Genomic DNA, 13,250 nt, shown 5'->3' with positions numbered 1-13,250 from the left:
TGGCCTTCCTGACGTTGCTGATGGTCCTGCGTGGCTGCGTGGGCTCAGTCGCGCGGCGACGCCCGTCCCGGCGCGGCGGCGACCGTCCCGGCGACCACGGCGAGCGTCAGCAGGAAGGCCGCCGAGGTCGCGTTGCCGCCCAGGGAGGGTTCGGTGAAGCCGATCTGGGCGTACAGGGACAGCGCGGCGCCCACCCCGACCACTGCCGCCGCCCAGCCGAGGAAGGCGAGCCGGCCGAGGGTGGCCACGAGCACCAGCGCGCCGCCCACCAGCAGTACGAGGCCACCGACGAGGTTGTACGCGCCGAGGCTGAGCGACGGATCGGCGGACCCGAGGATGTAGCCGCGCGGGTCGAGCGGATCGTCGCCGGCCGTGCCAGCCACAGTGACGGCGCCCGCGACCACCGCGACCGCGCCCCACACCAGGCCGAGGCCCCGGACGGAACCCGTGCGGGAGCGCACGGCGTCGACGGCGAACACCCGCCCCGCCGAGGAGAACAGGATCACCACATGGCCGCCGATCATCAGCCAGTACGCCCATGGCCATTCGTGCGGCCCATAGGCGACCGAAAGGCCGATGGCCAGGGACTGGGCGATACCGAGCAGCGCGACAGCCCGCACCCACGCACCCGTCAACAGCAGCACGGCGAGCGCGGTCTCGGCGATCAGCACCCCCCAGCCGAAGACCTCGATGTTGGGCAGTACGGCGTGCTCCACGATCCAGCTGTACGGCGGGAACACCGGGTCGTTCACGGCGAAGGCGGTGAACTTGTAGAGCCCGGTGTTCGTGTCCTCGCCGAAGTCCGGGGGCCGCTTCCACGACACGTTGTAGAGCCACATGAGGCCGAGCAGGATGCGCAGGAAGGCGGCGGCGACGGCCTGTTGACGTGGGACGGGGTCGGTCGCGGGGGCGAGGAGCCAGCGCAGGGGCGCGAGTCCGGGCGTACGAGTACGAGGTCTGGTGGTTGCGTCAGGCACAGCGGAACACCTCTCGTCCCGACCGGTCGGCGGCGTCCTGGACGGCGAGCGTGTCCCGTACGACCCCGAAGACCTCGGCGAGCGGCAGCGGGGCGTCGGCGATCCGCAGATGGGGGTTGGTGACCGCCACCGGATGCCACCAGGCGCCGTCCACGGTGAGCGTGGGCTCCGGCTCCAGGTTCTCGAGCGCCACATGTACGCCCGTATCGGCGAAGCCTTCCTGTGCCACCGGCCGGATGATGCGGTCCGGCGGGGCGATCCGGGCGTCGTCGAGGCGCCGGTGCAGTGCTTCGGCACCCTTCGGGTCCTCGTCGTACAGCGTGGCGGCCACCCGTACCCGGAACCCGAGCGAACGGGCCAGCTCGATCCCGTCGAGCGCCCGCGCCCACGAGCCCGCGCCCCGCTGCCGGTCGTGCAGTTCGGGGGTGGCCGAGTCGAGGCTGATCTGGAGGACGACGTCGCGGTCCAGGCTCTCGAGGGTCTTCCGGCGGGTGCCCTTCCCGAAGATCATCCCGTTGGTCAGCACGGTGCGTTCCAGACCGTCCGCCGCCTCGATGAGCGTGCCCAGCTCAGGGTGCATGAAGGGCTCGCCGCCGGTGAGGAACACCTCGCGACCGCCCTGGGCCCTGAACTCGTCGAACACCTCGGCGGCGAGGGCCGGTGGGAAGCGCCGGGCGGCGGCCTTCGGGGAGGACTCGGCGCAGCAGTAGCCGCAGGCGAGGTTGCAGTCGAAGTTGGTGTAGATCCACAGGCGTCGGCCGACCGGCGTCCGCTCGCCCTGGCTGAAAACGGTGCCCGGCTGCTCCGTACGCCCGCTCTTGTCTCCCCCACCGGACGTGCTGCCGGCCTTGCTCACGGCGAACCACCAAGGCCCCTGCTCCGACTCGGCCACTCGGGTGACGACGTCATGCCCGACCAGCTCGGCCCAGACCGGCAGATCGACGTCGACACTCGCCTCGGCGCTGCGCACGCCGAGCCGCTGACCAGGCTCGAGGCGCCGCATCGCGCGGGTGATCAGCAGCAGCAGACCGCTGCCGCAGTCCATGTCGCCGCCGTCGACCAGGGCATCGACGTCGCCGAGGGGATTCGGCGAAGTCGACGCGCGATCCGGACCTGTCAGTTCGACCATGGTTCCGACCGTAGCCATGGCCGGGCACGACAGGCAGTGGCTGGATCCTTACCGAACCATGACGGCGCCCGTCCGGGGTGCCGGGGCAGAACCACCCGGTCTACGGTCGAACCATGACCGACCACGGCAACGGCCACGGCATCCAGCGCCCCGAGGACCCGGCGACCCGGACGGAGTTCTGGGAAGGCGTCCACGACAGCAAGGACGTCGACGGAGTCTCCTGGTGGCAGTCGGTCCCGGGGCTCTCCCTGGGCCTGGTCGACAAGGCCGGGCTCGGCCTCGACGAGCCGATCATCGACGTGGGCGCCGGCTGGTCGACCCTGGTGGACCACCTGCTCGAACGCGGCTACCGCGACCTGACGGCGGTGGACCTGTCCACCACCGCCCTCCGGACCGTCCGCGACCGCCTCGGCCCGGCAGGCGCGGACGTCACCCTCACCGTGGCCGACGTCCTCGACCTGCGCATGGGCCGCGAGTACGCCCTGTGGCACGACCGCGCCGTCTACCACTTCCTCACCGAGCCCGACGAACGCGACGACTACCTGACCTCCCTGAACCGCTCCGTGCGCCCAGGTGGCTGGCTCGTAGTGGCGACCTTCGGCCCCGACGGCCCCACCACCTGCAGCGGCCTGCCGATCGTCCGCTACACCCACACCGAGCTGGCCGCCGAGTTCCACGGCTATGAACTCGTCGACACGGCGGGCGAAGAACATGTCACCCCCTGGGGTACGTCCCAGCAGTTCACGGCGATCCTGATGCGCCGCCTCTGAGCGCACTGTCAGGCCAGTAGTCACGTCATGTGCACCTCTAGTGCCGCCCGCACGCCCGACTCCAACGCCCCCTCGATCCACGACGGTTTGACCGAGGTGTGGTCGCCGGCGAAGTGCAGCGGGCCCTCGGGAGCACGGATGGCGGCGAGGAGTTCGGTGTGCTGGCCGGGCAGGAGGACGGACGCCTCGCCGTACGCGTACGGGTCGCGGAGCCAGCTCTGGGTGCGCCCGGCGCCCGTATAGAAGACCTCGACGCGCTGCCCGTACACCTGCTGGAGCCCGCGCAGCGCATGCGGATAGCGGGCGTCGTCGTCGAGGGAGTCCCAGCGGGAGGCGTCGTCGGCCCAGCTGTAGGAGGCGAGGACGACGCCTCCCTTGCTGCCGGGGATGGGGTGCGACGGGTTGATCATGAAGCGGTTGGAGTTGTCGGAGACGGAGCCGCCGCCGATGATGTGCGCCGCCTCGGGCTGGTCGCGGCCGGCCCAGCGGTTGGCGGAGTAGTGAGCGCGCTGGGCGTCGCTGATGTGCCCGGACGGCACCGACGGATGCGCGCCCAGCAGACTCCCGTCGGCGGGCGCCTTGCCGCGCCGGTACTCCTCGTACAGCCCGGGGCGTACGGCATCGAGCTCCCGCTTCCAGTCACCCTCGTCGAACTCCCACCAGCGGCGGGCGAATTCGAGCAGCACCTTGGTCGCGCTGTCGTAGTGCAGCTCGGCGACGGCACGGCGTTTGCCGTACGACATCAGCGGCCTGACCTGCACCTGCCGCAGCCCGGAGAACGGCACGGTGACGATCGCGAGGTCACCCGTGAACTCCTCCCGTACGACCTTGCCGTCGCGCCCCTCGGACACGGTGTCGATCCATACGTGCGGGCCGCCCGGGCGGACGTGTGATGTGTCGCCGTCCCGGTCCGGATCCCAGTACTCGATGTGTGTCGCGCGCCGGTCGAGGCGCAGCAGGTCGCGTACCTCCCGCAGCAGCGCGTCCGGGAGCGTCGCCGTGCCGCCGGCCAGCTCCCAGAACTCGGTGTCCGGGCTGATCAGCGACTGACTGATGAAGCTGTGCACGAAGGACAGCGGCAGCCGTGAGGTCAGGTTCTCCAGGGTGCCGACGAGGTCGATGGTGCGCTCGTCGAGGCCTGCCCCCTCGGTCAGGAACCGGTACATGGACCAGTCCCCGTACCGCTGGATCACCCGCGCCCAGCCGCGCACCCGCTCGGGCATGGGCTTGTCGACGCGCTTGCCGTCCGGACCGGCCGTGCTGAACTCGTCGCGTACGGGGTCGAGGGCGTCGCGCAGGATCTTCGCGGAGGGCGTGTCCCAGTACTTGCGCGGCACCCCGAAGGACCGGTTGACCTTGCGCGGCGCCTTGGCGTACTCGGCGCGGCGTACGCGGATGCCGTTGACGTGCAGCCAGGCGTTGTTGACGGCCTTGCCCTCGCCGTCGACGTCCACGAGGTGGAACCGCCGCTTCTCGAGGCCGAGTTGGCCGATCAGGCTCATCACCAGCGGATGGCTGCCGGGGATCCGCATGGCGCCGGCCTCGGCGTACTGCCGCGCATCGGCGAACGGCTGCGCCGCCTGCTCATGCCCACCGGCCCGGAAGGTCTTGATCCGCCCACCGACCCGATTGCCGTTGGCCTCCAGAAGCGTGACCTCGTGCCCGGCCCGCTTGAGCAGCCAGGCCGCCACAAGCCCGGCCGGTCCCGCACCGACCACCAGCACCTTCTTGGCCCCCTTGACACCCTTGGCCTTCGGCCGAGGCAGACCGGAGTCGAGGATCTTCTCGTACGTCGGCACGAGCGCCCGGTTGTCGTCATCGACGACCAGCAGCGCGCGGGCGACGGCGAGACAGGTGGCCCAGTCGGCGGTGGATCTCGGCGGACAGGGCGCCTGCTGCGGCCCGGCGGGCGCGTGTTGGGGGCGGGCGGGCGCATGTTGAGGCTGGGCGGGCGCCGCGACGGCCTCGCCCGCCGCGGCCGGACCGAGCGCCGCCGCGGTCGCGGCGGTACCGGCCACGGCCGTGACGGTGGCCGTGAACTCCCGCCGGGAGAAGGGACGATGAGGGCTGGCTACGGTGCGGAGTTCATCCATAGGTCCTGGATAAGCGCGAAGTCGTACGCCCGACAGCACGATCCCGGTTGATCACCTGAACGTGCGAGCGCACGAGGTGCGACCGCTGCCACGCCCACCGCCCGAGCGCATGTGACGCCTCGTCAGGACCCTGAACACCACTATCGGTGAGGCGCCCGGAGGTTTGCGCGGTGGTTCCGCCACCGCGCGGTCGCCCGGGCGATGCCTGGTGACGCCGCTGCCCCTGAGGCGCAGAGAGCTCAAAGTCGGCTTTGGTTTCACGTCGATGGCATGCAGAAAACTAAAGCTGGGAGGGACCGGCCCCGACAGGATCACCAACGGAACCCGCGGTCGACCGCCACAGCTCAGAGCGCGATGAGACCCGCAGTCGTCGACTTGAACCCGCAGGCGTCGAAGTAGAACGACCGCAGGTCGTCCTCGAAGTCGACGTGCAGCCATTCGCATTTGGCTGTAAGGGCCTGCCGAGCAGCCTCGGCAGCAAGCCCTGTGCCGATGCCGCAGTGGCGGTGGCCGGGTGCGACCACTGTGTCCAGGATGAACGCGTGCACGCCACCGTCCCACGCGACGTTCACGAAGCCGACGAGGTCACCGCCATGGCGTGCACAGACCCAGCCGAGGCTGTGGCGCCGCACCCTGGCCAGCCAATCGACATCCGAGGCCCGATAGTCGAATCCCGCCGCATGCAACGCGTTGAGAGCCGCGTTGTCGAAGTCGCCCCGCCACTCGTACGTGATCGTCATGACGAGAGCGTAGGCTTCTCTCCTCGCGCCTGCTCCTCCTCCACAGCAGGACCGGAAATGAGCAAGTTCAGATCATGATCCGCTATTTCGCTGGTCCATATCGCGCGGGTCGTCTTTTTCGATTAGCTGCTCCAGGTCCAGGACGAGCATGAGCGAATATCTCCCCAAGGAGGCGAGACGCTCAAATGATGAGCGAGGCGCCGAGTGCGGTGACGACGCGTACGCGCAGAACGGCTTGGGGTGCGGCCGAGGGTAGTACTGGACCCACCACCTCGCCTGCGAACACGAACGTCTCTACCCCGCCCCCGAGCAGGCCGAATACGACCTGACCGCCTGAATACGACCGTCACTCAGGAGAGCCGCACACATCGCGCAAGGGCGAACCGGTGCCGGTGCTACGGTCCCAGTATGTCCAAGGCCGAGATCGACGGCGTCGCCGCCGAGTTCTTCAGTGCGTTCGACAACAGGGGCGGCAAGGCCGCAGATGTGGATCGGGTCCGCCGACTGGTAGTGCCTGGGGGCGTCCTCATCAAGGCGGGGCCGGAGTTCACCGTGTACACCGTGGAGGAATTCATCGAGCCACGCCAACAACTGCTGGCCGAGGGCAGACTGGTGAACTTCAACGAGTGGGAGACTGCGGAGCGCACCGAGACCGTCGGCGCCATCGCATCGCGGTTCAGCGAGTACCGGAAATCCGGGATCCTCGACGGCGTGCCCTTCGAGGGCGGCGGGACGAAGACGATGCAGTTCGTACTCACCCCGGATGGCTGGCGGATCGCTGCGGTCTCCTGGTGCGACCGACCCTGAGGTCAAAAGCCGCACCGCCGCACGATCTGGAGTCTCCTCCAGGGTCAGCGCGAAGGGGGCAGGCGCAGTTGCATCCAGACCGAGCTGATGTAACCGCCGTTCTTCGTGGCGTACTCGTCGAAGGTGCCCACGTCGGTGAAGCCGAACTTACGGTGCAGAGCCACCGAAGCATCATTGGGAAGTGCGATCCCAGCCAGCGCGACATGGACCGGCTGCGAGCGCAGCGTTTCGATGAGGGTGCGGTACAGGGCCGAACCAATCCCAGCGGCCCGCGCATCGGGATCCACGTAGACGCCCAGTTCAACCGTTTGATCGAAGGCCGGATGCGTCCGGTAGGGACTACTCGAGGCGCATCCGAGTACCCGATCGCCGGTAGCGGCCACAAACAGCCGGTGCGGGCCCGTGTCGGAGAATCTCTCGAACCACTGCAAGCGGCTCTCTACCGTGGCCGGTTGGGTGTCAAAAGTGATGATCGAGTGGGTGACGTAGTGGTTGTAGATCCGCACCAGCTCAGGAAGATCATCTTTGCGTCCGGTGCGTACTACCAGCCCGTCGACGGCACGACGCCCGGCCTCGCGGTCTCTACCTGCCATGGGCCGCATCATGCCATGGGCGTTCTCCCAGATCAGCCCGTCCCTGCAGAGGAGATACACCCGTCAAGGCTTGCGGGCCATCGCGACATAGCAGGACACCTCGGCGTCCGAGACATCGGCGGTCACCCTGCTCGACTCGGCCTGGCCGTCGGTGTTCCAGTGGTGGGGTAGGGCCACGCCGGGCGGGACGGGCTCCAGGCCGTCGAGGAAGCGTTCCACTTCTGGCTTGGTGCGGGCCTGGGTCTGGATGCCGGCGGACGCGTACACCTGGATCGCACGGGCGATGCCCTCGGGGTCGAAGTCCGTCGTGACGTGGGAGATCACCAGGTGGGAACCGGGGGCCAGGGCTTCCATCAGGTGGGTGACCATGCCGTACGGGTCGCGGTCGTCGGGGAAGAAGTGCAGGAGGGCGTTCAGGCTGAGGGCGACCGGGCGGGTCAGGTCGAGGGTGGCGGTCAGGTCCGGGGCGACGAGGAGTGCGGCGGGGTCGGCGGCGTCCGCCTCCACGTATGCCGTACGGCCCTCGGGAGTGCTGTTCAGCAGGCGTGCGGACTGGGCGCGGACGACCGGGTCGCGGTCGACGTACACCACACGTGCGTCGGGCGCGACCTCCTGCGCGATCTCGTGGAGGTTCGGGCTGGTGGGGATGCCCGTGCCGATGTCCAGGAACTGGCGCATGCCCTGTTGGGCCAGGTAGCGGGTGGCTCGGTGCATCCAGACGCGGTTGCTGCGGGCGATGACGATGATGTTCGGGAAGGCGGCGAGCGCCCGGCCGGCGGCGGCGCGGTCGGCGGCGTAGTTGTCACGGCCCCCGAGGTAGTAGTCGTACATGCGGGCGCTGTGCGGCTGGTCAGTACGCAAATCCGTGGCGCTCATGGCGGACTCCTCCCCGTCGGTCCCGCCGCCCGTGGTCTCGGAAAGTCACCGCGTGCGGCGCGGGCCTACCGAGGCTAACCCGAACAACTTCCGTTGTGCAGCGCCGCGTTGACACGGCGGACGCGGCGAACACGGCGGACGCTGCGGACGCTGCGGACGCTGCGAACACGGCGGACGGCGAGGGCACAGGCCCTCACCGTCCGCCAGTCATCGATCCGCGTCAGCCGCGTCCATCCACCTCAGTCCGCCGTCTGCGCCGGATTCGCCGTGACCCTGCGCAGCAGTGGCCTGCTGGCGGCGATCGTGGCGAGCATCGCGAGGGTGCCCACGGTCACGCAGAGGGTCAGTTGCAGGGCGCCGGAGGCGTTGATCGTGCCGCCGGCCGCCTCGTTGAACTGGAAGGCGCCGTAGACGCCCATCCCGGTGGTGCCGCCGGCCAGGACGGCCAGGGGGAGGGCGGTTTCGCGGGTGCGGGCTCGGTCCAGGAGCTTCATGGGGGTGCCGGCCAGGCGCAGGAGGCCGTAGACGCGGCGGCGGTCGAGGACGTTCGCGGCGGCGGTCAGGCCGGCGGAGACGGCGGCGACCAGGAAGCTCATGGCCAGGGTGGCGGTGCTGACCACGCCGATGCGGTCCACGGCCACGTTGTCGTAGGCACCGACGTAGTCCTGGGTGAGCGGCGGCCGGCCCGCCGCGACGGGGATCAGCGCGGTGGCGGCCGCGTCCAGCTGGTCCGCGCCGCCCGAGACGCGGGCGATCAGGCCCGGGCTGCCGCTCAGCAGGGTGGTGTAGTCGTCCTCGGACGGGGCGGTGACGGTGGCCTTGACGCCCGCCTCGCGCAGCAGCGTGCGGGCTTCGGTGACGGCGCGCTTGGTGGCCGCGGAGTCCGCGGTCAACACCGCGACTTGGCCCTGCTGTTCGGGTCCGCCGTCGAACTGCAGCTGGCTGACGGAGAAGAACCCGGCGACGAAGCCGGCCAGCACCAGGCCGCTGACGGTGCGCCAGGCGCCGCTCGGGTCGTCGCTGAGCCGGCGGGCCGCCAGCAGGGTCGCGGGACGGCGGGCGTAACGGCCCACGACGCGGCCCAGCCGGTCCACGACCCAGGGGCCGAAGAGCCAGAACGCGCCGTAGAACAGCGCCAGCAGCGCGACCATCTGGCGGGGACCGAGCTGGCCGCCCTGCGTGGTGAAGAAGACATAGCCCAGTACCCCGGCGAACAGTACGAGCCGGATCATGCGGGTACGGCGCGGGTTGGCCTGCTGGGCGACGCCCAGCGGGGAGGTGGCGACCTGGCGCAGCATCGTCACCGCGCTGACGGTGATGAGCGCCGTCACCGCGAGCACCACGGCCGCGAACCAGAGCAGGCCCACCCACAGCTGCCCGGTGTACCAGCTGCCGATGCCGTACGGGATCTCGGCGAGCGCGGGCAGCAGCGCCACGTACGCGAGGGCGCCGGTCAGCGCTCCGGCCCCGCCCACGGCCGCAGCCTCGGCGGCCGTCATCGCGATGATCTGCCGCGGGGTCGCCCCCGCCAGCCGCAGCGCCGCGAGCCGCCGCTCACGCCGGGCCGCGCCGAGCCGTCCGGCTGCCGCGGCCAGCACGATCACGGGCATCACCAGCAGGGTCACCCCCAGGACCGCCATGCCCTGGTCGGTCGAGGTGTACAGGCTCGCCTTGGTGGAGGTGAATCCGGCGACCTCGGCGCGCGCGGTCTGGCCCTCGTCGAAGTAGTTGCCGCCCTCGGCCGCCTTGGACACCGCCGGGTCGGACGGCGCCCGTCCCACGACGGCGACGAGTTCGTCGGGGGAGGCGAGTCCGGCCGCGCCGATCGTGCCGTACGGCGCGGGCTTCGGGAGCCGGTCGGCCAGCTGGTTCGCGGGCAGCTCGCGCATCAGCCCGGCCAGCGCGGGGGATACGTACACCTCGCCCCGCTGGGGGAAGCTGCCCAGGCCGGGCGGGGCGGGCGTGGCCTTGCGGTCGGGCAGCTGGGCCAGCGACACGACGGTGACGGGCTTGTGGCGTACGTACGTCGTGGCGAGCGCCTGGACGGCGGTGGCCTTCTGCGCCGGTACGGCGTCGGGCGTACGCCAGTCGGTGCGGTCGGCGCGCTCACCGGAACCGAGGCTGACGGCGATCATCATCAGCAGCACGAACGCGCTGACGGCGGCGACCACGACGGCCAGCAGCTGGCTCTGCAGGCCGCGGCGGCCGGATGACCGGGCAAGATGCCAGGTCAGGGGCAGGACAGGGGAACGCATGAGGTCTGCGGGGTGCTGCGGGGACTCTCCCGCGAGGACGCGTACGACCTCCTCGGCGACCATGGCGCCCATCATGCGGTTGGCGTCCTGGCCGCAGGCCGCCATGTGCGGGGTGAGCAGGACGTTCGGGGCCTTGCGCAACGGGCTTTCGCCCAGCGGTTCGTAGGCGAAGGCGTCGAGCGCGGCGCCGCCCAGGTGACCGTCCTCGAGAAGCGCCGCGAGTGCCGCCTCGTCGACGAGACCGCCGCGGGCGGTGTTCACCAGCAGCGCGCCCGGCTTCATCGCGGCGAGCCGCGCATGATCCAGTAACGGGGCCGCGCCGGGGGTGGCGGGCAGATGCAGGCTGACGACATCGGCGCGGGCCAGGCAGTCGTCCAGCGGGGCTGAGCGGGCGCCGAGAGCGGACATGTCCTTGGGGCCGACGTGTGGGTCGTGCGCGAGGACCGTCATGCCGAAGGCACGGGCGTACCCGGTCACGAGCTGTCCGATCCGCCCGAAGCCGATCACGGCCAGGGTCCTGCCCGCGAGTTCGGACCCGAACAGTTTGGGCCACTCCCCGTCCGCCACTCGCCGGTTCGCCTCGGTGATACGGCGCGTGGCGTCCAGGATCAGGCCGAAGGTGTACTCGGCGACCGCCCGGGAGTTGCTGCCGGGCGCGCACACCACGGGGATGCCGCGGGCCTCTGCGGCGTCGAGGTCGATGGTGTCGACGCCCACGCCATGCTTGGCGATGACCTGGAGACGGTCCGCCGCGTCGATGACTTCGGCGGTGACCTGGTCCATGCCGACGATCAGGGCGTCGATGTCGGGGATCCGCTTGAGGAGTTCGTCGGCGGGCAGCGCCTCGTCCTCGTACGGGCGCAGGGGGCCCGCGCCGGCCCGTTCCAGGATCTGCCAGGGCTCGGGGGAGTAGCGGGAGAAGGTGGGCGTGGTGATGAGGGTCGTGGTCATGGAGGTGGGCGTCACGAGTGGTGTGTTGTTCACGGGTGTGGTGGTCATGCGATCTCCCGGTCCGCCCAAGTGGGGCTCAGACGGAGGTACTTGATCGTCCGGCGATGGTGGGTGAAGGCGATGTGCAGGGCGCCGTCCGGGGTCTGGACGACGGACGGGTAGGACAGCTCGCGGATGTGGCCGTCGCGGGAGTTGTCGGTCAGGCAGTGACCGTCACCGGTCTCCAGATCCCGGCGCACCGGCCAGGTCAGGCCGCCGTCCGAGGAGACGGAGAGGGTGAGCGGCGCGCGTGGGGCGCCCCAGAAGGCGGCTCTGGTCGAGGGCGCGGCTGAGGGCGCCGGGACGGTGGCGGGCGCGTCCCCGCTCGGCCCGGCGTCCGTGCTCAGCCTGTCGTCGTCGATCTCGTCGTACAGCGAGACGCGGCGGGCGACGGCGTCCGCCGCGCTGCTGTGGTTGTGGACGAGCGCGAGGCGGCCGTCGGCCAACGGGGCGTACTGGAGCGAGGAGTTGTTGTTCGGCAGGTCCAGTGGGCGCGGCTCGGCCCAGCTCTCCCCGTCGTCGTACGACACGCTCCGGTACACGGCGTCGGCCCGGCGGCTGCGGAACAGAGCCAGCAGCGAACCGTCGGGCAGCGGGCGGACGTTCATGTGCACGAGGCCGGTCGAGCCCGGCACCGCGTCCTCGCGCCAGCTCACCCCTTCGTCGTCGCTGACCATCACCGAGCTGGTGTCCCGGTCGCCCGACCTCTGCTCCCCGGGTGCGGCGACGCAGCGGAACACGGGCAGCAGGCGGCGGCCCGACGGGAGGACGGTCACCGGCTGGCGCACGAAGACCCCGCCGTCGAAGAGCACGCGAGAGGGGCCCCACGTCTTTCCGTCGTCGTGGCTGACGCGCAGCCGTACCTCGGCGGTGTCCTGGCGTCCCGCCCGCTGCGCGGTGTGCAGCAGCCACCAGTCGCCGGACGGGTCGGTGAACAGCAGCGGGTTCTGCTCGGACCGGGTGTCGTCGTGGGAGAGCCGCTCCGGCCGGGACCAGGTGTCGCCGCCCGCGGGCAGCCGCGAGAACCACACCGAGATGTCCGCGACACCTTCCCGCGTCCCACCGAACCAGACACAGCCCAGCTCACCGCCGGGTAACACGGTGAGATTGGCGGCATGGTTCTGCACGGCCGGTGCGGACAGCCACGACTCGAAGCGATCCGTCTCGGTGGGGTCCGGGCGTACGACGCCGTCGGCGACGGCCGGGCCCGGCATCACCGGACCCGGCCTGTCGCGCGTACGGCGGTGAGGTGGCCGTACGCCACCTGCTCCAGGTGGACGAGGTCGCTCGCGACCGTGACGTAGGTGAAGCCCTCGGTGAGGCGCTTGGCGGCGCTCGCGCCGTCCGCGTTGTGGATGCCGGCGGCTATCCCGGCGGCGGCCGCCGCTTCGCGCACGGTGACGAGTGCTGCCTCGAACTCGTCCGCGACCCTTGGGTCGGTGGAGCTGGCTCCGCCCAGCGCGATGCGCAGGTCGGAGGGGCCGATGTAGACGCCGTCGACGCCGTCGGTGGCGCAGATCCCTTCTACGTTCTTGAGGCCTTCGGCGGTTTCGATCATCGCCAGCACCACGGTTTGGGCGTGCGCGTCGGCGGGGTCGGGGCCGATGCGCAGGGCTGAGCGCATCGGGCCGTACGACCGCTTGCCCAGTGGCGGGTAGCGTACGGCTGCCACCGCGGCGGCGGCGTCCTGTGCGGTGTCGATGAGCGGGACGATGACGCCGGCCGCGCCTGCGTCCAGGGCCTTGCCGATCGGCATGGGGTCGTTGGCCTCAACTCGTACCAGGCCTACGGCGGTTGAGCCCTTGGTGTCTATCGCGGTGAGTGAGGCGAGCACTCCTGCGTAGTCGATCAGGCCGTGCTGGGCGTCCAGGGCCACGTAGTCGTAGCCGAGGCGGGCAATTCGTTCCGTCGAGACGGGGGAGTCCAGGACGGACCAGTAGCCGACGAGGGGGTCGCGTGCGCGGATCGCTGTCGCGAAGGTGGTGGGGGTCATGGCTGTCTCTTATACAAATTTGACGCC

11 protein-coding genes are annotated in these 13,250 nt (G+C 70.6%); 2 read left to right on the top strand and 9 right to left on the bottom strand.

What is annotated here, in order from left to right; genetic code table 11:
• Positions 1-44: 44 nt before the first annotated feature.
• On the bottom strand, positions 45-977 hold the full coding sequence (locus G6048_RS48810; protein ID WP_206342233.1) for an Rv1678 family membrane protein: 933 nt from the start codon (positions 975-977) through the stop codon (positions 45-47).
• Complete coding sequence (locus G6048_RS28485; RefSeq protein WP_165342456.1) at positions 970-2,106, bottom strand: radical SAM protein; 1,137 nt, start codon at positions 2,104-2,106, stop codon at positions 970-972. The genes G6048_RS48810 and G6048_RS28485 overlap by 8 nt, the downstream gene beginning before the upstream one ends.
• Before the next feature lie 113 nt (positions 2,107-2,219).
• Between G6048_RS28485 and G6048_RS28480 the strand changes: the two genes are divergently transcribed.
• Complete coding sequence (locus tag G6048_RS28480; protein WP_165342455.1) at positions 2,220-2,876, top strand: class I SAM-dependent methyltransferase; 657 nt, start codon at positions 2,220-2,222, stop codon at positions 2,874-2,876.
• Positions 2,877-2,896: 20 nt separating this feature from the next.
• Here the strand turns inward: G6048_RS28480 and G6048_RS28475 are convergent, their stop codons facing one another.
• Together G6048_RS28475 and G6048_RS28470 are read right to left on the bottom strand one after the other, a co-directional pair.
• Complete coding sequence (locus G6048_RS28475) at positions 2,897-4,969, bottom strand: flavin monoamine oxidase family protein (protein ID WP_165342454.1); 2,073 nt, start codon at positions 4,967-4,969, stop codon at positions 2,897-2,899.
• A 344-nt stretch (positions 4,970-5,313) separates the two neighbouring features.
• Positions 5,314-5,709, bottom strand: a complete 396-nt coding sequence (locus G6048_RS28470) for a GNAT family N-acetyltransferase (protein WP_165342453.1) — start codon at positions 5,707-5,709, stop codon at positions 5,314-5,316.
• Between the two features lie 408 nt (positions 5,710-6,117).
• Here G6048_RS28470 and G6048_RS28465 point away from each other — a divergent pair, with 408 nt between their 5' ends.
• Positions 6,118-6,516, top strand: a complete 399-nt coding sequence (locus G6048_RS28465; RefSeq protein ID WP_165342452.1) for a DUF4440 domain-containing protein — start codon at positions 6,118-6,120, stop codon at positions 6,514-6,516.
• A 44-nt stretch (positions 6,517-6,560) separates the two neighbouring features.
• Here the strand turns inward: G6048_RS28465 and G6048_RS28460 are convergent, their stop codons facing one another.
• From G6048_RS28460 to G6048_RS28435, 5 genes are all read right to left on the bottom strand, one after another.
• Positions 6,561-7,109, bottom strand: a complete 549-nt coding sequence (locus G6048_RS28460) for a GNAT family N-acetyltransferase (RefSeq protein ID WP_165342451.1) — start codon at positions 7,107-7,109, stop codon at positions 6,561-6,563.
• Positions 7,110-7,172: 63 nt separating this feature from the next.
• The gene (locus G6048_RS28455; RefSeq protein ID WP_165342450.1) at positions 7,173-7,985 is read right to left on the bottom strand and encodes an SAM-dependent methyltransferase; all 813 of its coding nucleotides are present in this window, start codon (positions 7,983-7,985) and stop codon (positions 7,173-7,175) included.
• A gap of 239 nt (positions 7,986-8,224) precedes the next feature.
• A complete protein-coding gene (locus G6048_RS28450; protein WP_328827212.1) occupies positions 8,225-11,239 on the bottom strand; it encodes a phosphoglycerate dehydrogenase in 3,015 nt (1,004 codons plus the stop codon).
• Positions 11,236-12,444: a sialidase family protein gene (locus G6048_RS28440; protein ID WP_165342449.1), complete on the bottom strand. Its 1,209-nt coding sequence runs from the start codon at positions 12,442-12,444 to the stop codon at positions 11,236-11,238. The genes G6048_RS28450 and G6048_RS28440 overlap by 4 nt, the downstream gene beginning before the upstream one ends.
• Positions 12,444-13,223 (bottom strand): HpcH/HpaI aldolase family protein, encoded by a 780-nt coding sequence (locus G6048_RS28435; RefSeq protein ID WP_165342448.1) that lies wholly within the window; start codon positions 13,221-13,223, stop codon positions 12,444-12,446. The genes G6048_RS28440 and G6048_RS28435 overlap by 1 nt, the downstream gene beginning before the upstream one ends.
• Positions 13,224-13,250 lie beyond the last annotated feature (27 nt).

This window comes from Streptomyces ureilyticus, assembly GCF_011045025.1.
Classification (GTDB): Bacteria; Actinomycetota; Actinomycetes; order Streptomycetales; family Streptomycetaceae; genus Streptomyces; species Streptomyces ureilyticus.
Note: the sequence above shows the minus strand (reverse complement) of the source record. Positions and strands in the feature narration are given on the sequence as shown.

What these genes read in the sequence shown, in the direction of transcription:
- G6048_RS28485 (WP_165342456.1), bottom strand. Translation starts at nt 2,106, where the DNA reads ATGGTCGAACTGACAGGTCCGGATCGCGCGTCGACTTCGCCGAATCCC.
- G6048_RS28480 (WP_165342455.1), top strand. Translation starts at nt 2,220, where the DNA reads ATGACCGACCACGGCAACGGCCACGGCATCCAGCGCCCCGAGGACCCG.
- G6048_RS28475 (WP_165342454.1), bottom strand. Translation starts at nt 4,969, where the DNA reads ATGGATGAACTCCGCACCGTAGCCAGCCCTCATCGTCCCTTCTCCCGG.
- G6048_RS28470 (WP_165342453.1), bottom strand. Translation starts at nt 5,709, where the DNA reads ATGACGATCACGTACGAGTGGCGGGGCGACTTCGACAACGCGGCTCTC.
- G6048_RS28465 (WP_165342452.1), top strand. Translation starts at nt 6,118, where the DNA reads ATGTCCAAGGCCGAGATCGACGGCGTCGCCGCCGAGTTCTTCAGTGCG.
- G6048_RS28460 (WP_165342451.1), bottom strand. Translation starts at nt 7,109, where the DNA reads ATGGCAGGTAGAGACCGCGAGGCCGGGCGTCGTGCCGTCGACGGGCTG.
- G6048_RS28455 (WP_165342450.1), bottom strand. Translation starts at nt 7,985, where the DNA reads ATGAGCGCCACGGATTTGCGTACTGACCAGCCGCACAGCGCCCGCATG.
- G6048_RS28450 (WP_328827212.1), bottom strand. Translation starts at nt 11,239, where the DNA reads ATGACCACCACACCCGTGAACAACACACCACTCGTGACGCCCACCTCC.
- G6048_RS28440 (WP_165342449.1), bottom strand. Translation starts at nt 12,444, where the DNA reads ATGCCGGGCCCGGCCGTCGCCGACGGCGTCGTACGCCCGGACCCCACC.
- G6048_RS28435 (WP_165342448.1), bottom strand. Translation starts at nt 13,223, where the DNA reads ATGACCCCCACCACCTTCGCGACAGCGATCCGCGCACGCGACCCCCTC.